Raw genomic sequence first — 18,187 nt, forward strand, 5'->3', positions numbered from 1 at the left:
TCCGACTGTTTAATATATTAATTATTCACTCGGCACGCTTTGTGCTTATAGAGTAAAGAATTCTGACACATGGCGACTCTTCCGTGAAACACATCCCTTCTATTGCCAAGAATGGACCGCAGCCCCAAAAACTCGCAGCCCTGCGACAGGCCCATCAGGAATGGAACGAATCACCCGACATCCTGACGCGTCTGACCAGAAGGCTGTCCACCACTCTCTCCCTCGACAACCAGATGGCAATCCTGGCAGAGGAGATTGGCGCGGTTATACCTTTTGATGCGCTGCAGTATCGGCATCAGATCGGCGGAACGGATTTTGTCTACGCATCCGGAGTGGGCGGCCCCCACCGTTGCGACTATCGCCTCAACCTGGAAGGCGAGTTCTATGGCACGCTCTCTCTGCGGCGCCGGCAGAAGTTCACGGAACAGGAACTTGAAGGGATTGAGTTGGTATTGGGTGCAGCCATCTGCCCGATCAGGAATGCCTGCCAATTTATCGCCATCGAGCAGGCCGCGCTAACGGATTCACTGACCGGCGTCCCCAACAAACGCGCCATGGATGAGGCTATGCAGCGGGCACGTCAGCTTTCGGACCGCCACGGCGACATATACTCACTGATTCTTTGCGACCTGGATCATTTCAAGGCGGTGAATGACAACCATGGCCATGTGGTGGGAGACCACCTTCTGAAACTGGCCGCTCGTGAGCTGGAAAAAGCAGTGCGGAGTTCCGATTCGGTGTACCGGTTCGGTGGTGAAGAGTTCGCAATCCTGCTGCCCCACACCACTGATCAGGAAGCGCGCGATGTGGCAGACCGGATCCGTGAGAATATTACGACCATCGTCGTCAACTGTGGTGACATTAACGTTTCGGTCACCGCAAGCTGTGGCGTCGCCATGCACCTGGTGGGCGAAGTGGCGGACCAGTGGCTGGCCCGCGCCGATGAAGCGCTGTATCGGGCGAAAGACCAGGGCCGCAATTGCACCCGGGTCTTCGCCTGTATCGGCTAACTCTTCTTGATGCTGCGCACCGACTTACGGGGCGGTTTCCTGCCCTGAGCTGCCGGCTTTTTCGAGCTGACATCCCATTTCCGGCTGCCGGCTTTGCGGGCGGCGGGGCGGCCCGGCTGCTTGTTACGCTTGCGCTCAAGCGCCGCCTGTTCGTTGGGCGTCTTGGCAGGAATGGCCACCGAATCCAGCCCGACTGAGCGGCTCAGCGTATCAACGGCCTTTTGGTCGAGCTCTTCCCACTTTCCAACGCTCAACCGGCTCGGCAGGAATATCGGGCCGTAGCGAACACGCTTCAACCGGCTCACCCGGACACCCTGGGATTCCCAAAGGCGACGGACTTCCCGGTTACGCCCTTCCAGCAGAGTGACATGGAACCACCGGTTGATACCGCTGCCGCCGGCCGGGGAGATATCCGAGAACTTCGCCATGCCGTCTTCCAGCAACACGCCGTCCATCAGCCGCTGCAACATCGCGTCATCCACTTCGCCAAATACCCGGACGGCATACTCCCGGTCGATCTCGCTGGACGGATGCATGAGCCGGTTTGCCAGCTCGCCATCCGTGGTGAACAGCACCAGCCCCGTGGTGTTGATGTCCAGGCGACCAATGGAAATCCATCGGTGATCTTTCAGCCGCGGCAGACTGTCAAATACCGTGGGCCGGCCTTCCGGGTCACGGCGGGTGGTGACTTCGCCCTCCGGCTTGTTATAAATCAGCACTCGGCGCACCACTTCAGACCCCGATGCCAGATCAAGACGCTTGCCATCCAGCTCGATACGGTCACTGAGGGTCACCTTCTGTCCGGGCTCAGGAAGCTCGCCATTCACCGTTAAACGGCCAGCCTCCACCCAGCTCTCAACCTCACGCCGGGAACCAACCCCCGCACGGGACAGCAATTTCTGGATTCTCTCCGGACCACCGGCAGTGGTCGGCGATGTTTTACTGGTAGCGGAGGACTTTCCTCCTGGCTTACCCGGGCGCTCTGACGCCATGAATTCATCCTTTCATATGGGCTGATACCCCGGTATCCCGACGGGCATCAGTGAAGTGTCTGACTTGACGGGGCGTCCTGGTCCGGCTGATCGGAGCCATCCTCCCCTTCATCGGCCGAAGATTCGAACTTGATCTCCGCCTGTATGTTTTTTTCAATTTCCCGTCCGATCTCTTCCAGGTCCCGCACTTCCGACAAGGGCGGCAACTGGTCCAGCCCCTGCAGGTTGAAGTAGTCCAAGAATTGGCGCGTCGTCGCGTACATGGCGGGCCTGCCAGGCACATCCCGATGACCGACCACCCTGACCCACTCGCGCTCCAGCAGGGTTCGCACGATATTACTGCTGACGGTCACCCCGCGAATATCTTCGATTTCACCCCGGGTAATCGGCTGGCGATACGCAATCAACGCCAGAGTTTCCAACAAGGCCCGCGAGTAACGCTGCGGCTTTTCTTCAAACAACCGCCCGACCCAGGGAGCAAATTCTTCGCGCACCTGAAACCGATAGCCGCTGGCCACCTTTTTCAACTCAAACCCACGACCTTCGCAGGCGCTCTCCAGCAACACCAGCACATGCTCCATAACCTGCCGGGCAGGCCGCTCATCCTCCGGGAACAGTTCCCTCAACTGGTCAAATGACAGCGGTCTTCCCGCTGCCAACAGCGCGGCCTCGATAATCGCCTGGATTTTCTTCAGGTTCTCTTCGCTCATGACACCCGTGCTTTTACTTAACTGGCCGCTCTGGCCCTGACATGAATGGGACCAAGGACTTCCCCCTGGACAACCTCGATCAGCTGTTCCTTCACTAACTCCAGGGTCGCGAGGAATGACACCACCACCCCCAACCGTCCCTCTTCGGGCGTAAACAGGCTTTCAAAGTTCACAAAACGATCATCCTGCAGCACCGAGAGGATCGCAGACATACGCTCTCGCGTGGACAGTTTTTCACGCTCAACATGGTGACTGGTGAACAGATCCGCTCGCTTGAGGACGCCCTGCAGGGCAAACAACAGTTCCTTCAGGTCCACATCAGGATGTGGCTGGCTGGAAGGCAGCTTCGGCAAGGCTGCGGAACCGGCAAAGGTATCCCGCTCCATCCGTGGCAGTTCATCAATGTCTTCCGCAGCCTGCTTGAAACGCTCGTATTGCTGCAGTCGCCGGATCAGTTCAGCACGGGGGTCAACCTCTTCCTCGTCGTCACTTTCCTGCCTGGGCAGCAACATGCGGGATTTGATCTCCGCCAGAGTCGCTGCCATCACCAGATATTCCGCAGCCAGCTCAAACCGCATGGCCTCGACGGCGCCAATGTAGTCCATGTACTGGCGGGTGATTTCGCTGACATCGATATTCAGGATATCCATGTTCTGGCGGCGGATCAGGTACAGCAACAGATCCAGGGGACCCTCGAAGGCCTCCAGGAACACCGCCAGCGCATCGGGAGGAATGTAAAGATCCCGCGGCAGGTCCACCACCGGCTTTCCGGACACCAGAGCCAGAGGCGCCTGCTCGGGAGCGGGTGATGCAGTGTCATCTCCCGCCTCGGGCTGCGATGTACTCACAGTGTCATCGGTCATACTTTCTCCGGTATCCGGCAGATGATGGCGTGCACTCCGTCGTTAACGGTAGTTCAGGCCCATGGCGCTGCGAACCTCTTCCAGGGTGCCCCTGGCAGCATCCCGGGCCTGCTCGCACCCTTCCTCGATAATCGAGTGTACAAGGTCGGGATTCCCTTCATACTCACGGGCACGCTCATGAAGCGGACGCTGCTCCTCAATGATGGCGTCGATCAGGGGCTTCTTGCAGTCCAGGCAGCCAATCCCGGCGCTGCGGCAACCGGTCTGCACCCATTCCTGGGTTTCCGCATCGGAATAGATCTTGTGCATCCCCCACACCGGGCACTTCTCCGGTTCGCCCGGATCGGTCCGGCGTACGCGCTGGGGATCGGTTTGCATGGTGCGAATCTTCTGGGCGACCGAGTCCTGATCTTCCCGCAAACCGATGTAGTTGTTGTACGACTTGGACATCTTCTGTCCGTCCAGCCCCGGCATTTTCGATTCCGGAGTCAACAGTGGCTGGGGCTCCGGCAGAATCACCTTGCCGCCGCCCTCGATGTAACCGTACAGACGCTCACGGTCGCCGAGGGATATATTCTGCTGCTCTTTCAGCAACGCCCTGGCGGTCTCCAGGGCTTCCATATCGCCCTCTTCCTGATACCGCTTCTTCAGATTGCGATACAGTTTGGCGTTTTTCTTGCCCATCTTCACGATGGCGCCCTCGGCCTGTTCTTCAAAACCGGGCTCACGACCATAGATGTGATTGAAGCGACGGGCGATTTCCCGGGTAATCTCCACGTGGGATACCTGATCGGCTCCGACCGGAACCTTGCCGGCACGGTACATCAGGATGTCCGCACTTTGCAGCAGCGGATAACCCAGGAAGCCGTAGGTGGCCAGGTCCTTCTCCCGCAGCTTTTCCTGCTGGTCCTTATAGGTGGGGATGCGCTCCAGCCACCCCAGCGGGGTAATCATGGACAGCAGCAGATGCAGCTCAGCGTGCTCCGGCACCCGGGACTGAATAAACATGGTGGAAGAGCCGGGGTTCACACCCGCTGCCAGCCAGTCGATGACCATGTCCCAGACACTCTGCTCGACGCCCGAGGTATCTTCGTAGTCGGTGGTTAACGCATGCCAGTCAGCGACAAAGAAGAAGCACTCATACTCATGCTGGAGTTTCACCCAGTTTTTCAGAACACCATGGTAGTGGCCAAGGTGAAGTTTGCCGGTCGGACGCATCCCGGACAAAACCCGTTGCTGGGAATCTACAGAACTCAAAGCATGAACTCCTTCTGGTGGTTTTAGACCAGCCCATCTTAGTGCAGGCTGACCGGGCATTATAGTCTTATGTGACGCCGGCGTTAAGAAGCCTTTGAAAAACCGGCGCCAGGCCATCATCACAGAACGAAAAAGCCCCCGGCGCCTTGCGGCAGACCCGGGGGCTTTTATAACTGGCGGTAAAGATTTACCAGCCAGTTGCTTCCTTCAGTGCCTTGCCGATTTCGGCCAGGCTGCGCACGGTTTTGACACCGGCGTCATTCAGGGCGGCAAACTTCTCGTCTGCGGTGCCCTTGCCGCCGGAGATAATCGCACCGGCATGGCCCATACGCTTACCAGGAGGCGCAGTCACACCGGCGATGTAGGAAACCACCGGCTTGGTGACGTTTTCCTTGATGAACGCCGCCGCTTCTTCTTCAGCGGTACCGCCGATTTCACCAATCATAACGATGGCTTCGGTCTGCGGATCTTCCTGCAGCAACTTCAGGATATCGATGAAGTTGGAGCCCGGAATCGGGTCACCACCGATACCGATACAGGTGGACTGACCGTAGCCGAAGTCAGTGGTCTGCTTGACCGCTTCGTAAGTCAGGGTACCTGAACGGGATACAATACCCACCTTGCCCGGCTTGTGGATATGACCTGGCATGATGCCGATCTTGCACTCGCCCGGCGTAATCACGCCCGGACAGTTCGGACCGATCATGCGTACACCCTTGCGATCCACGTACTCTTTGGCGTAGAGCATGTCGATGGTCGGGATACCCTCGGTGATGCACACAATCAGCTGAATACCAGCATCTGCGGCTTCAATGATGGCGTCCTTACAGAACGGAGCGGGTACGTAGATCACCGTCGCTTCCGCACCGGTTTTCTCGACCGCTTCACGTACAGTGTTGAACACCGGCAGGCCAAGGTGCTCCGTGCCGCCCTTACCCGGGCTTACGCCACCAACCATCTTGGTGCCGTACTCAATCGCCTGCTCAGAGTGGAAGGTACCCTGTGCGCCGGTAAAGCCCTGGCAGATAACCTTGGTGTCTTTGTTGATCAGGATGCTCATTATTTACCCCCTGCGGCTTTAACGACTTGCTCTGCGGCATCCGCCAGACTGGTGGCGGCAATGATGTTCAGGCCACTCTCAGCGAGTACCTTGGTGCCGACTTCGGCGTTGTTGCCTTCAAGACGAACGACCACGGGAACCTTAACGCCCACTTCCTTAACCGCACCGATGATGCCCTCTGCGATCATGTCGCAGCGAACGATACCACCGAAGATGTTAACCAGAACCGCCTGTACATTGTCATCGGACAGGATGATCTTGAACGCCTCGGAAACGCGCTCTTTGGTCGCGCCGCCGCCTACGTCCAGGAAGTTGGCAGGCTGGCCGCCGGACAGCTTGATGATGTCCATGGTACCCATGGCCAGACCAGCGCCGTTAACCATGCAGCCGATGTTGCCTTCCAGCGCGACGTAGTTGAGTTCCCACTTGGCCGCTTCCGCTTCCCGGGAATCTTCCTGGGAGGGATCGTGCATCTCATGGATTTTCTTCTGACGGTACAGCGCGTTGCCATCAACGCCGATCTTGGCGTCCAGGCAGTGCAGGTCACCAGCCGGAGTGATCACCAGCGGGTTAATTTCCAGCAGCGCCAGGTCACGGTCTTCAAACAGCTTGGCCAGGCCCAGGAAAATCTTGGTGAACTGACCGATCTGCTTGCCTTCCAGGCCCAGCTTGAAAGCCAGCTCGCGGCCCTGGTAAGGCTGTGCACCGACCAGCGGATCAACTTCCGCTTTCAGGATTTTTTCCGGAGTTTCTTCGGCAACCTGCTCGATCTCAACACCACCTTCGGTGGAGGCCATGAACACGATCCGACGGGTACCACGGTCTACCACGGCGCCCAGATACAGTTCCTGATCGATATCAGTGAGGGATTCAACCAGAATCTTGCTGACCGGCTGACCGTTTTCGTCGGTCTGGTAGGTCACCAGGTTCTTGCCCAGCCAATGCTCAGCGAACTCGCGAATCTCGTCTTTGCTCTTGACCAGCTTTACACCGCCGGCCTTACCACGGCCACCAGCGTGAACCTGTGCCTTGACGACCCATGCGTCTCCGCCGATTTCACCGGCTGCGTCCACTGCTTCTTTCGGAGTATCGCAGGCAATGCCCTTGGATACTGGCAGGCCATATTCAGCGAACAGCTGCTTGCCCTGATATTCATGCAAATTCATAGTTAATGTCCCGCTTTTTGATGGAGGATAACCACGTACGGAGTTGAACCCGCCGGATCCTGTCGGATTTAGGCCATAAATCCGACAACAATCTGGTGCGAATTCGGTTAGGCGTGCCGGGGATCACCTCAGCACACCACTGACGCAGTCGGAAACCTGCCGTTTTATGGCAGCGGGGCGCCCTCTTTGGCGCCCCTGTTCCCTGCTCTGCGTTACTTCTTTTTGCGACGGTTGGCGATGTGAATCGCGCCGCCATCGACAGCCAGGGCTGCCTCATGCACTGACTCGGACAGAGTCGGGTGCGCAAAACAGGTCAGGGCCAGATCTTCTGCACTGGAGCCGAACTCCATGGCAATCACGCCCTGCGCCACGATCTCGGATGCCTGCGGTCCAACCACGTGGAAACCGAGGATGCGGTCGGTCTTTTCATCGGCAATGATCTTCACCAGACCGGACGCTGCGTTGGCTGCCATGGCTCGACCGTTGGCCGCAAATGGGAAAGTACCCACCTTATAAGCCTCGCCTTCTGCCTTCAGCTCTTCCTCGGACTTGCCAACCCAGGCCACTTCCGGCGCTGTATAGATGACGTTTGGAATGCACTCGTAGTTGACCTGCGGTTTATGGCCAGCAATTCGCTCGGCAACCATGACACCCTCTTCGGATGCTTTGTGTGCCAGCATCGGGCCGCGAACCACATCACCAATCGCCCAGACACCCGGCGCCTCGGTCTTGCAGTTATCGTCCACGAAGATGAAACCGCGCTCATCCATCTGTACGCCGGAATCCTCGGCCAGAAGATTGTCGGTGTACGGACGACGGCCTACAGCCACGATCAGCTTATCGAATTTCTTCTCTTGCTTGCCGTTCGAATCTTCATAGGTCACGTTAACCAGCTTGCGCTTGACTTCAGCACCGGTCATACGCGCGCCCATAACAATATCCAGTCCCTGTTTCTTGAACTGCTTCTGCGCGTCCTTGGCAACCTGCTGATCAACCACCGGCAGGAACGTATCCTGGGCTTCGATCACCGTCACTTCCGATCCCAGACGGGACCACACACTGCCCAGCTCAAGGCCGATAACGCCGGCACCAATAACGCCAAGACGCTTGGGCACTTCGGTAAACTCCAGTGCACCTTCGGAATCCACGATGTAGTCACCGTCAAACGGTGCCGGTGGAATTTCGATCGGCTTGGAACCGGTCGCCAGGATGACGTTGTCCGCCTCGTAAGTGGTGGCCTTGCCATCCTTGTCGGTAACTTCAACCTGACGATTGGCCAGCAACTTGCCGTGACCATGAATAGAGGTTACGCCGTTAGCCTTGAACAGACCGGCGATACCGCCGGTCAGCTGCTTCACGATACCGCTCTTGCGCTCCATCATCTTCGCGATGTCGATTTTGACATCCTTGGCGATGATGCCCTGGGTTTCGTAATCGTGGCTGGCTTCCTCAAACTTGTGGGAAATCTCCAGCAGGGCCTTGGAAGGAATACAGCCCACGTTCAGGCAGGTGCCACCAAGCACTTGCGCTTTGCCGTCTTCAGAGGTCCAGGATTCCACACACGCAGTCTTCAGACCGAGCTGGGCGGCTTTGATAGCAGCTACGTAACCACCAGGGCCTGCACCAATGACAATGACGTCGTACTTATCAGACATATTTGATCCCGTTTTCCAATTCGTTAAGTGTCAGCTCAGACGTCCAGCAGAATACGCGCCGGATCCTCAAGCATTTCCTTGATAGCCACCAGGAACTGCACCGCTTCCTTGCCATCAATCATGCGATGGTCATAGGACAGCGCCAGGTACATCATGGGCTGGATTTCAACTTTGCCATTGACCGCCATCGGGCGTTCCTGGATTTTGTGCATGCCCAGAATCGCAGTTTGCGGCGGATTCAGGATCGGCGTGGAAATCAGCGAGCCGAAAATGCCGCCGTTGGTGATGGTGAAGGTACCGCCGGTCATTTCTTCAATACCCAGCTTACCGTCCTTGGCCTTGGTGCCGTACTCGACGATTTTCTTCTCGATATCCGCCAGGCCCAGGGCGTCAACGTCACGAACCACCGGCACCACCAGACCACGGTCGGTGGAAACAGCCACACCGATGTCCTGGTAACCGTGATACACCATGTCATTGCCATCAATGGAGGCATTCACGGCCGGGAAACGCTTCAAAGCCTCAGTAGCAGCCTTGGTAAAGAAAGACATGAAGCCAAGCTTGATGCCATGACGCTTCACGAAGCTGTCCTGATACTGCTTGCGCAGCTCCATGATCGGCGCCATGTTCACTTCGTTGAACGTGGTGAGCATGGCGGCATTCTGCTGCGCACTGACCAGGCGCTTGGCGATGCTGGCCCGGAGGCGCGTCATCGGTACGCGTTTCTCCGCGCGCTCGCCGCTTGCCAGTTCAACCTTGGGCATGTCGCCCGCCGGCTTGGCGGTTGAAGCAGGCGCTGAAGACTTGCCGCTATCTACATGATTCTGGACATCTTCTTTGGTGACGCGGCCGTCTTTACCGGTGCCCTTGACGGCATTCGGATCGACGTCGTTCTCTTCGGCCAGCTTACGGGCTGCCGGGCTGAGAATGGCATCGCCGGATGCAGCCTGGCTCTTGGACTCTTCCTTGGGAGCCTCTTCCTTCTTGCCTTCCGCCGGCTTGGATTCACCAGCGGCGCCTTCCTTGAACTTACCGATGACTTCGCCGCTTTCCACGGTGTCGCCTTCGCCTTTGACAATCTCTTCAATCGCGCCGTCAGCCGGTGCAACCACTTCCAGAACGACCTTGTCGGTTTCGATATCGACAATCAGTTCATCGCGGGAACAGGCTTCACCCGGCTGCTTGTGCCAGGTCGCGACGGTGCCCTCTGCGACCGACTCTGGGAAAACGGGGGCTTTAATCTCAGTTGACATCTCGGATCCTTAGTTCGGTAGCTCGTCAGATTTCAAACGCGTCGTTAACCAGTTTCTTCTGCTCTTCAATGTGCACGGACATGTGTCCACACGCAGGAGCAGCAGAAGCATCACGACCGGCATACTCCAGATACAGCTTCGGGTTCTTGCGGTGCAGTGCATTACGCATATGGTGCTGACTGCAGTACCAGGCGCCCTGGTTCATCGGCTCTTCCTGACACCAAACCACGTTTTTGAGCTTGGGATACAGGGCCAGAACCTCGTCCAGGTCATCACCCGGGAAGGGATACAGCTGCTCGATACGAACAATCGCAACATCTTCCCGCTCGTCCGCCTTCTTGCGCTCCAGCAGGTCAAAATAAACCTTGCCGCTGCACAGAATCAGGCGGGTGATCTTCTTCGGATCAGACGGCTCTTTCTCTTGCAGCACGGTCTGGAACGTTCCGGAGGTCAGGTCGTCCAGATCGGAAGTGGCCTCCTTGTGACGCAACAGACTCTTCGGAGTAATCGCTACCAGCGGCTTGCGTAGCGGACGCTTCACCTGACGGCGAAGCATATGGAAAACCTGGGAAGGTGTGGTCGGCACGCATACCTGAATGTTGTGCTCTGCACACAGCTGCAGGAAGCGCTCCAGACGCGCGGAACTGTGCTCCGGCCCCTGCCCTTCATAACCGTGCGGCAACAGCAGCGTCAGACCGCAGAGCCGCCCCCACTTGTGCTCCCCACTGGTGAGGAACTGGTCGATAACCACCTGGGCGCCGTTGGCAAAATCACCAAACTGGGCTTCCCAGACGACCAGACCACTGGGAGCCGTCGTGGAATAGCCGTATTCGAACGCCATCACGGCTTCTTCAGACAGCAGTGAGTCGTAGATTTCAAATTGCGGCTGATTTTCCGACAGGTGCTCCAGAGCAGTATAGGTAGACCCATCTTTCTGGTTATGCAGGACCGCATGGCGGTGAGAGAAAGTGCCACGACCCACGTCCTGACCGGTGATCCGGATCGGATGGCCTTCCTCCAGCAATGTGGCATAGGCCATGACTTCGCCGTAGCCCCAGTTAATGGGCAACGCACCGGCAGTCATCTTTTCACGGTCGGAAACAATCTTGGAAACCTGACGCTGAATACTGAACCCTTCCGGTACCTGGGTCAGCTTCTTGCCCAGCGACTGGATAGCCTTGAGCGAAACGCTGGACTTACACTTGGCTGTCCACTCGTGGCCAAGGTAGGGCGTCCAGTCAACGTAGAGCTCTTTGTTCGGCTCCTTGACCAGAGACTTGACCACATGGTCGCCCTTATCCAGAGCGTCCCGGTAGTCAAGATCTATCTCCTTGGCTTCGTCCTCAGAAATCACGCCATCGGCAATCAGCAAATCGGCATAAAGCCCACGGGTGGTCTTCAGCTTGCGAATCTTTTCATACATGAGCGGTTGGGTAGCGGCCGGCTCATCCGCCTCGTTGTGCCCACGGCGACGGTAGCAGACCAGATCGATGACCACATCACGCTTGAACTCGTTGCGGTAATCCATCGCCATCTGGGTAACGAACATGACCGCTTCCGGATCATCCGCGTTCACATGCAGAATCGGCGCCTGGACCATCTTGGCCACGTCGGTACAGTACTCGGTCGAGCGGGCGTCTTCCTGCTTGCTGGTGGTGAAGCCGACCTGGTTGTTGATGACGATGTGAATCGTACCGCCAATACCATAGCCCCGGGTCTGGGACATCTGGAAGGTTTCCATCACCACGCCCTGGCCGGCAAAGGCCGCATCACCGTGCATGATGATCGGCACAACCTGGGTGCCGTCATTGTCATCACGACGGGTCTGGCGTGCGCGAACCGACCCCTCAACAACCGGAGCAACGATCTCCAGGTGGGACGGGTTGAATGCCATCGCCAGGTGAACTTCGCCACCGGGCGTCATCACGTTGGACGAGAACCCCTGGTGGTATTTCACGTCACCCGAGCCGGAATCAGCCAGTTTCTTGCCTTCGAACTCGTCGAAAAGTTCTTTCGGGTTCTTGCCGAGGGTATTCACCAGGACATTCAGACGGCCACGGTGAGCCATCCCGAGAACAATCTCTTTGGCGCCATAGGAACCGGCACGCTGGATCAACTCGTCAAGACAGGGAATCAGGCTTTCAGCGCCTTCGAGGCCGAAACGCTTGACGCCGGGGTAACGGGATCCCAGATATTTTTCCAGGCCTTCCGCGGCTGACAAGCGCTCAAGAATATGTTTACGGGTTTTCGCTTCGTACTGTGGCCGTGAACGCACCGGCTCCATGCGCTGTTGAAACCAACGCTTGATGCGGGTGTCGACTACGTGCATGTACTCGGCACCGATGCTTTCGCAATAAGTCTGGCGAAGGCCGCTGATAATATCGCCGAGCTTCATGGTTTCGGAACCAAAGCTCAGTGACCCGGTCTGGAATTCCAGGTCATTATCCGCTTCCGACAGTTCGTGGAAGGATGGATCAAGATCTTCTACCGTGGGACGCTGCCATACACCAAGCGGATCCAGCTTCGATTCCTGGTGACCACGGAATCGAAAGGCATTGATCAACTGCAGAACACGGATCTGTTTCCTGTCAGCGTCAGAAGTTGCACTGGCAGGAACGCCGTTGCTGGCAAGGAAACGCTGATTACGGGAGATGTGTTCAAACTGTTCGCGAATGGAAGAGTGGACAATATCACGGCCTTTGTAGCCGTCGACGCTGGGTAGCTTGTCGAAGTAGTTACGCCACTCTTCGGGAACGGCATTGGGGTCTGTCAGGTAGGTTTCAAAAAGCTGTTCAACATAGGCCAGATTTCCACCCTGCAAGTGGGAAGTCTGCCATAACTGCTCCATTATGCTTTCGTGCATTTTGAATAGCTCACCTTGGGCTGGTGCGGGGGAGCTCAGTATGGTCGGCCAGGGGTAAATCTCAGTCAATACGGGTTTTTACGGGATCGACTTTGGCCACCACACCCAGCAAGGATGTTTTCCGTTCCCCGGTGGTTTTGTACTCAGCGAAACCGCGAGACAACCTTATAAGTTCCCGTCACGGCTCGCCGTAGTGTGCATCCTGTTAAGACTTTTGACTATAAGCCTTTGGTTGAAGGCCCCGCGCCGTTGCAGGGCCTTCCGGATGCTAACTGATCAGAACAGTATAGCGTTTGTTTTATTTTCTGCTTTTAAGTCGCCCGTTGAAGCAGAAGATTCCGGATATGGCCGATTGCCCTTGTGGGGTTCAGACCTTTCGGACAAACGCTGACACAGTTCATGATGCCCCGGCAGCGGAAAACGCTGAACGGATCATCCAGATTGGCAAGACGCTCTGCCTGGGCAGTATCACGACTGTCCGCCAGGAAGCGGTAGGCCTGCAGCAGACCCGCCGGACCAACAAACTTGTCCGGGTTCCACCAGAACGACGGGCAGGCAGTGGAGCAGCAGGCACAGAGAATGCACTCGTACAGGCCGTCCAGCTTCTCCCGATCCTCGGGAGACTGCAGACGCTCAATGGCAGGTGCCGGCTGGTCGTTCACAAGGTACGGCATGACTTTTTCGTACTGCTTGTAGAACAGACTCATGTCCACCACCAGATCCCGGATAACCGGAAGCCCCGGCAGCGGGCGAAGAACAAGCTTGTTGTTCTTCAGCACCTGGGACATGGGCGTGATGCACGCCAGACCATTCTTGCCATTCATGTTCATGCCGTCAGAGCCGCAAACACCCTCGCGACAGGAACGACGATAAGCGACAGACGGATCCTTTTCCTTCAGCAGGTTCAGGACATCCAGAACCATCAGGTCCTTGCCTTCCGGAAGCTCCAGCTCCACGTCCTGCATGTAGGGCGCGTTGTCCGTTTCCGGGTTATAACGGTAAAGGCTTACCAACATTTTGTGCGTCCCCCTTAGTAAGTCCGGATCTTCGGCTGGAAGGTGTCGACGGTCTTCGGTGCGAAGTTCACGTCACGCTTGCCAACACGCTTCTCGAGCGGGAAGTACACAGAGTGCTTCAGCCAGTTCTCGTCATCACGCTCGGTGAAGTCGTTGCGGGCATGGGCACCTCGGCTCTCCTTACGCTCAAAGGCAGAGATGGCCGTCGCCAGGGCAACTTCGTACAGGTTGTCCAGCTCCAGCGCTTCAATCCGCGCAGTGTTAAACGCGTTGCTGGTATCAGCCAGCTTGGTCTTGCGAACACGCTCACCAATGGCCTCGAGCTTCTTCAGACCCTCTTCCATACTGCTACCGTCACGGAACACACCGAAATACAGCTGCATGCAGTTCTGCAGGTCCTTGCGAACCTCGGCAACACTCTCACCCTCGGAGGCACCGTTCAGGCGATCAAGGCGAGCCATGGCGCGCTTGATGTCATCCTCGCTGGCACCATCAACTTCAAAGCCACCACGCAGCTGCTCTTCAATGTGCAGACCCGCCGCACGACCAAAGACCACCAGATCCAGCAGGGAGTTACCACCCAGACGGTTGGCGCCATGCACGGATACACAGGCCGCCTCACCGCAGGCAAACAGACCGGGAATCGGCTTGTCTTTGCCATTCTCGTCCTGGGTCAGGGCCTGACCGCCGACGTTGGTCGGAATACCACCCATCATGTAGTGACAGGTCGGAACAACCGGAATCGGCTCTTTAACCGGATCCACGTGGGCGAAGGTGCGGGACAACTCACAGATACCTGGCAGACGCAGGTTCAGGGTCTCTTCACCCAGGTGATCCAGCTTCAGCAGCACGTGATCCTTGTCGGGACCACAACCACGGCCTTCGAGGATTTCGATAACCATGGAGCGGGCGACAACATCACGGCCAGCCAGATCCTTCGCGTTCGGGGCGTAACGCTCCATGAAACGCTCACCCTCGGCATTGATCAGGTAACCGCCCTCACCCCGGCAACCTTCCGTCACCAGCGTACCGGCACCGTGGATGCCCGTTGGGTGGAACTGCCACATTTCCATGTCCTGCACCGGGTAGCCAGCGCGCAGCGCCATGCCAATACCGTCGCCGGTGTTGATCAGGGCGTTGGTGGTGGATGCATAGATACGACCGGCACCGCCAGTGGCAAGAACCGTTGCCTTACACTTGATGTAGGCCACTTCACCGGTTTCGATTTCAATGGCAACAACACCAACGACTTCGTCTTTGCTGTTCTTGACCAGATCAACCGCGTACCACTCGTTAAGGAACGTGGTGCCGCCTTTCAGGTTGGCCTGATAAAGGGTGTGCAGCAGAGCATGACCGGTACGGTCGGCAGCGGCACAGGTACGGGCAGCCTGACCACCCTTGCCATAATCCTTGGACTGACCACCGAACGGACGCTGGTAGATACGCCCCTGCTCGGTCCGGGAGAAAGGCAGGCCCATGTGCTCAAGCTCGAACACCGCCTGGGGGCCGACAGAACACATATACTCGATGGCATCCTGGTCACCGATGTAATCAGACCCCTTAACGGTGTCGTACATATGCCAGCGCCAGTCATCATTGGGATCCGCGCTTGCGATGGCACAGGTGATCCCGCCCTGGGCGGATACCGTGTGGGAACGGGTCGGAAATACTTTTGTGATACACGCAGTGTTGACGCCTGACTCAGTCAGCTGCAGGGCGGCTCGCATACCGGCACCGCCACCACCGATAACAATCGCGTCGTAAGACATGGTCTTGATATTAGCCATTGATTAAAGCCCCCAAAGAATCTGAATGCCCCAGACCACATAGACGAACATGACCAGACCACACGCAGCCTGAACCAGGAAACGCGGTGCCATGGCCTTGATGTAATCCGTAGTGACCGTCCAGAGCCCTACCCAGGCGTGAGCGCCAAGAGACAGAAGCGCCAGCAGGGTGAAGATGCGGAACCAGGTCTGCCCGAACAATGCCGACCAGGTCTCGTAGTTCACGTCGCTGAACACCATGAAGCCCAGCAGGAACAGTGTGTAGAGTGCCAGAACATAGGCAGTGACACGCTGAATCAGCCAATCAAAAACACCGCTACGACCAAGATTCGTTACGCTATTTACGCTGCCCATACCCAAACTCCAGCCAGAACAATGAGAATAACGGAAACCACAATGGTGATTTTCGCGGCGAGGCGGCCACTTTCGAGTTCTTCACCAATACCCATATCCATCAACAGGTGTTTGATACCTGCCACCAGGTGGTAAAGCAGAGCAGACAAAATGCCCCAGATGATCAGCTTTGCAAGGAAGCTGTTCAGCAATTCACTAACGCGACTGAAGCCCTCTTCCCCGGACAGGGAAAGCTGAAGCCCGTAAAGCAGGAACGCAACACCAACAAAAATGATGATGCCGCTGATACGATGCAATATGGACGTAATGGCTGGCAGCGGAAAATGAAACTTGCCGAGATCGAGATTAACTGGTCGTTTGCTATTCACAGCGCTCTCACACTCTCTCTTGGTTCCACAATCGGTCGAAGCGACCGGTGCGGATAGTTGGTATGTAAGGATCGGTGTGCTGATACGAAACCGGCACACGATTGGCTCAGGAGGGAGAATACACCATGCCCGCCCGGCGCTACCGACATTGGAAGGCGCCCAGACAAAGTCTATCCCCGATTCCGGGCTACGGATTATAAGGAGTACCCCTATTAATTACAAACGCGCAACTCGCCCAAGCGCCTGTAATCAGCGGCCTTGCACCGGCCACAAGAATTATTGACAAAATTAATTTTGCTCTGAAAACAGCCTTATTCGTGAATTCCCTCATTTACACGGAATGTCAAATAATGGTTTTTCCGGCCTCTTCCATTGACAAAAAAAGCCAACGCCCTATATTTTGCCGCCAGTTTTGCGATAATACGCGCCTTCTAGCGCATCCAAATACTGAAAAGCTGTCAAAGCTGATATATAGGAGAGCACCATGACCGACAGGAAAGCCACGCTCTCGGTGGGTGACAAGTCCATTGAGCTACCGGTTTACTCAGGCACCGTCGGCCCCGACGTTATCGACGTACGGAGTCTGGTCCAGGAAGGCGTATTTACCTACGATCCGGGTTTTGTATCCACAGCAGCCTGCGAATCCAAGATCACCTACATTGATGGCGCAAACGGCGTTCTGCTTCACCGCGGCTACCCCATCGAACAACTGGCGGAAAATTCCGACTACCTGGAAGTCTGCTACCTCCTGCTGAACGGCGAACTGCCGACCGCAGAAGAAAACAGGAAATTCCACGACACCATCAAAAACCACACCATGCTGCACGACCAGATGCGCAATTTCTTCCAGGGCTTCCGCCGGGATGCGCATCCGATGGCGATCATGTGTGGCGTCGTGGGTGCCCTGTCTGCGTTCTATCACGACCAGATGGATGTCACTGACGTCCACCAGCGTGAGATCACTGCGCACCGCCTGATCGCCAAAATGCCGACGATCGCCGCCTGGTGCTACAAGTACAGCATCGGCCAGCCGTTCATGTACCCGCGCAACGACCTCTCCTACTCCGAGAACTTCCTGCAGATGATGTTTGGCGTGCCCTGCGAAGAGTACAAGCCGAACCCGATCCTGGCGAAAGCCATGGACAAGATCTTCATCCTGCACGCCGATCACGAGCAGAACGCGTCAACCTCTACCGTGCGTCTGGCCGGCTCCACCGGTGCCAACCCGTACGCCTGCATCGCTTCCGGCATTGCTGCCCTCTGGGGCCCGGCTCACGGCGGCGCCAACGAAGCTGTTCTGGACATGCTGGCCGAAATCGGTGACGAGAAAAACATCGAGAAATTCATCGCCAAGGCCAAGGATAAGGACGACCCGTTCCGCCTGATGGGCTTCGGCCACCGGGTCTACAAAAACTTCGACCCGCGCGCCAAGGTGATGGCAGAAACAGCTCACGAAGTACTGACCGAGCTGGGCCTGGAAAACGATCCGCTGCTGAAAATCGCCCAGCGCCTGGAAAAAATCGCGCTGGAAGACGAGTACTTCGTCAAGCGCAAGCTGTACCCGAACGTGGACTTCTACTCCGGCCTGATTCTGAAGGCTATCGGTATCCCGACCTCCATGTTCACGGTGATCTTTGCCATGTCACGCACCATCGGCTGGTTCTCCCACTGGAACGAAATGGTGTCCGGCGATTACCGCATTGGTCGCCCTCGCCAGCTGTATACCGGCCCCGAAAGCCGCGATTACGACAAAAAGTAATCACCCGGGAAACCGGAACCCCGAAAAGGCCGCTGACTCAGCGGCCTTTTTTTGTGTGTGGGTATGGGGCCTGT

General features: G+C 56.9%; 15 protein-coding genes. 2 read left to right on the top strand and 13 right to left on the bottom strand.

Going from position 1 to position 18,187, the window contains the following annotated elements; all coding sequences use genetic code 11:
• The first annotated feature begins 83 nt into the window (after nt 1-83).
• The gene (locus ACQUWM_RS04460; protein ID WP_407000721.1) at nt 84-1,010 is read left to right on the top strand and encodes a GGDEF domain-containing protein; all 927 of its coding nucleotides are present in this window, start codon (nt 84-86) and stop codon (nt 1,008-1,010) included.
• Here the strand turns inward: ACQUWM_RS04460 and rluB are convergent.
• The 13 genes from rluB to sdhC form a co-directional block, all read right to left on the bottom strand.
• The gene (rluB, locus tag ACQUWM_RS04465; RefSeq protein ID WP_428921312.1) at nt 1,007-2,002 is read right to left on the bottom strand and encodes a 23S rRNA pseudouridine(2605) synthase RluB; all 996 of its coding nucleotides are present in this window, start codon (nt 2,000-2,002) and stop codon (nt 1,007-1,009) included. The two genes, ACQUWM_RS04460 and rluB, sit on opposite strands and share 4 nt — an antisense overlap.
• Before the next feature lie 47 nt (nt 2,003-2,049).
• A complete protein-coding gene (gene scpB, locus ACQUWM_RS04470) occupies nt 2,050-2,712 on the bottom strand; it encodes an SMC-Scp complex subunit ScpB (RefSeq protein WP_407000723.1) in 663 nt (220 codons plus the stop codon).
• Nucleotides 2,713-2,729: 17 nt separating this feature from the next.
• Nucleotides 2,730-3,575 (bottom strand): segregation and condensation protein A, encoded by an 846-nt coding sequence (locus ACQUWM_RS04475; protein WP_407000724.1) that lies wholly within the window; start codon nt 3,573-3,575, stop codon nt 2,730-2,732.
• Nucleotides 3,576-3,617: 42 nt separating this feature from the next.
• On the bottom strand, nt 3,618-4,832 hold the full coding sequence (locus tag ACQUWM_RS04480; RefSeq protein ID WP_406984285.1) for a tryptophan--tRNA ligase: 1,215 nt from the start codon (nt 4,830-4,832) through the stop codon (nt 3,618-3,620).
• A 187-nt stretch (nt 4,833-5,019) separates the two neighbouring features.
• On the bottom strand, nt 5,020-5,892 hold the full coding sequence (gene sucD, locus ACQUWM_RS04485; protein WP_219478033.1) for a succinate--CoA ligase subunit alpha: 873 nt from the start codon (nt 5,890-5,892) through the stop codon (nt 5,020-5,022).
• Nucleotides 5,892-7,058, bottom strand: a complete 1,167-nt coding sequence (gene sucC, locus ACQUWM_RS04490) for an ADP-forming succinate--CoA ligase subunit beta (RefSeq protein WP_407000726.1) — start codon at nt 7,056-7,058, stop codon at nt 5,892-5,894. The genes sucD and sucC overlap by 1 nt, the downstream gene beginning before the upstream one ends.
• A 212-nt stretch (nt 7,059-7,270) precedes the next feature.
• Nucleotides 7,271-8,713: a dihydrolipoyl dehydrogenase gene (gene lpdA, locus ACQUWM_RS04495; RefSeq protein ID WP_407000727.1), complete on the bottom strand. Its 1,443-nt coding sequence runs from the start codon at nt 8,711-8,713 to the stop codon at nt 7,271-7,273.
• 35 nt (nt 8,714-8,748) lie between these two features.
• A complete protein-coding gene (odhB, locus tag ACQUWM_RS04500; RefSeq protein WP_428921313.1) occupies nt 8,749-9,966 on the bottom strand; it encodes a 2-oxoglutarate dehydrogenase complex dihydrolipoyllysine-residue succinyltransferase in 1,218 nt (405 codons plus the stop codon).
• A gap of 25 nt (nt 9,967-9,991) precedes the next feature.
• Nucleotides 9,992-12,829: a 2-oxoglutarate dehydrogenase E1 component gene (locus ACQUWM_RS04505; RefSeq protein WP_407000729.1), complete on the bottom strand. Its 2,838-nt coding sequence runs from the start codon at nt 12,827-12,829 to the stop codon at nt 9,992-9,994.
• A 311-nt stretch (nt 12,830-13,140) separates the two neighbouring features.
• The gene (locus tag ACQUWM_RS04510) at nt 13,141-13,845 is read right to left on the bottom strand and encodes a succinate dehydrogenase iron-sulfur subunit (protein WP_406984277.1); all 705 of its coding nucleotides are present in this window, start codon (nt 13,843-13,845) and stop codon (nt 13,141-13,143) included.
• Between the two features lie 14 nt (nt 13,846-13,859).
• Nucleotides 13,860-15,632 carry a succinate dehydrogenase flavoprotein subunit gene (sdhA, locus tag ACQUWM_RS04515; protein WP_407000730.1) on the bottom strand — a complete coding sequence of 591 codons (1,773 nt, stop codon included), beginning with the start codon at nt 15,630-15,632 and terminating at the stop codon, nt 13,860-13,862.
• Nucleotides 15,633-15,635: 3 nt separating this feature from the next.
• Complete coding sequence (gene sdhD, locus ACQUWM_RS04520) at nt 15,636-15,986, bottom strand: succinate dehydrogenase, hydrophobic membrane anchor protein (protein WP_406984275.1); 351 nt, start codon at nt 15,984-15,986, stop codon at nt 15,636-15,638.
• Entirely contained in the window at nt 15,974-16,354 is a 381-nt protein-coding gene (gene sdhC, locus ACQUWM_RS04525; RefSeq protein WP_407000731.1) for a succinate dehydrogenase, cytochrome b556 subunit, read from the bottom strand. The genes sdhD and sdhC overlap by 13 nt, the downstream gene beginning before the upstream one ends.
• A gap of 484 nt (nt 16,355-16,838) precedes the next feature.
• On the opposite strand from sdhC, the gene gltA reads away from it, so the two are divergent.
• Complete coding sequence (gene gltA / locus ACQUWM_RS04530) at nt 16,839-18,113, top strand: citrate synthase (protein WP_407000732.1); 1,275 nt, start codon at nt 16,839-16,841, stop codon at nt 18,111-18,113.
• Nucleotides 18,114-18,187 lie beyond the last annotated feature (74 nt).

It is taken from the genome of Marinobacter sp. DUT-3 (assembly GCF_050379435.1).
GTDB lineage: Bacteria > Pseudomonadota > Gammaproteobacteria > Pseudomonadales > Oleiphilaceae > Marinobacter.

Coding starts and splice junctions, on each gene's coding strand:
- rluB (WP_428921312.1), bottom strand. CDS start 2,002: ATGGCGTCAGAGCGCCCGGGTAAGCCAGGAGGAAAGTCCTCCGCTACC.
- scpB (WP_407000723.1), bottom strand. CDS start 2,712: ATGAGCGAAGAGAACCTGAAGAAAATCCAGGCGATTATCGAGGCCGCG.
- ACQUWM_RS04475 (WP_407000724.1), bottom strand. CDS start 3,575: ATGACCGATGACACTGTGAGTACATCGCAGCCCGAGGCGGGAGATGAC.
- sucD (WP_219478033.1), bottom strand. CDS start 5,892: ATGAGCATCCTGATCAACAAAGACACCAAGGTTATCTGCCAGGGCTTT.
- sucC (WP_407000726.1), bottom strand. CDS start 7,058: ATGAATTTGCATGAATATCAGGGCAAGCAGCTGTTCGCTGAATATGGC.
- lpdA (WP_407000727.1), bottom strand. CDS start 8,713: ATGTCTGATAAGTACGACGTCATTGTCATTGGTGCAGGCCCTGGTGGT.
- odhB (WP_428921313.1), bottom strand. CDS start 9,966: ATGTCAACTGAGATTAAAGCCCCCGTTTTCCCAGAGTCGGTCGCAGAG.
- ACQUWM_RS04505 (WP_407000729.1), bottom strand. CDS start 12,829: ATGCACGAAAGCATAATGGAGCAGTTATGGCAGACTTCCCACTTGCAG.
- ACQUWM_RS04510 (WP_406984277.1), bottom strand. CDS start 13,845: ATGTTGGTAAGCCTTTACCGTTATAACCCGGAAACGGACAACGCGCCC.
- sdhA (WP_407000730.1), bottom strand. CDS start 15,632: ATGGCTAATATCAAGACCATGTCTTACGACGCGATTGTTATCGGTGGT.
- sdhD (WP_406984275.1), bottom strand. CDS start 15,986: ATGGGCAGCGTAAATAGCGTAACGAATCTTGGTCGTAGCGGTGTTTTT.
- gltA (WP_407000732.1), top strand. CDS start 16,839: ATGACCGACAGGAAAGCCACGCTCTCGGTGGGTGACAAGTCCATTGAG.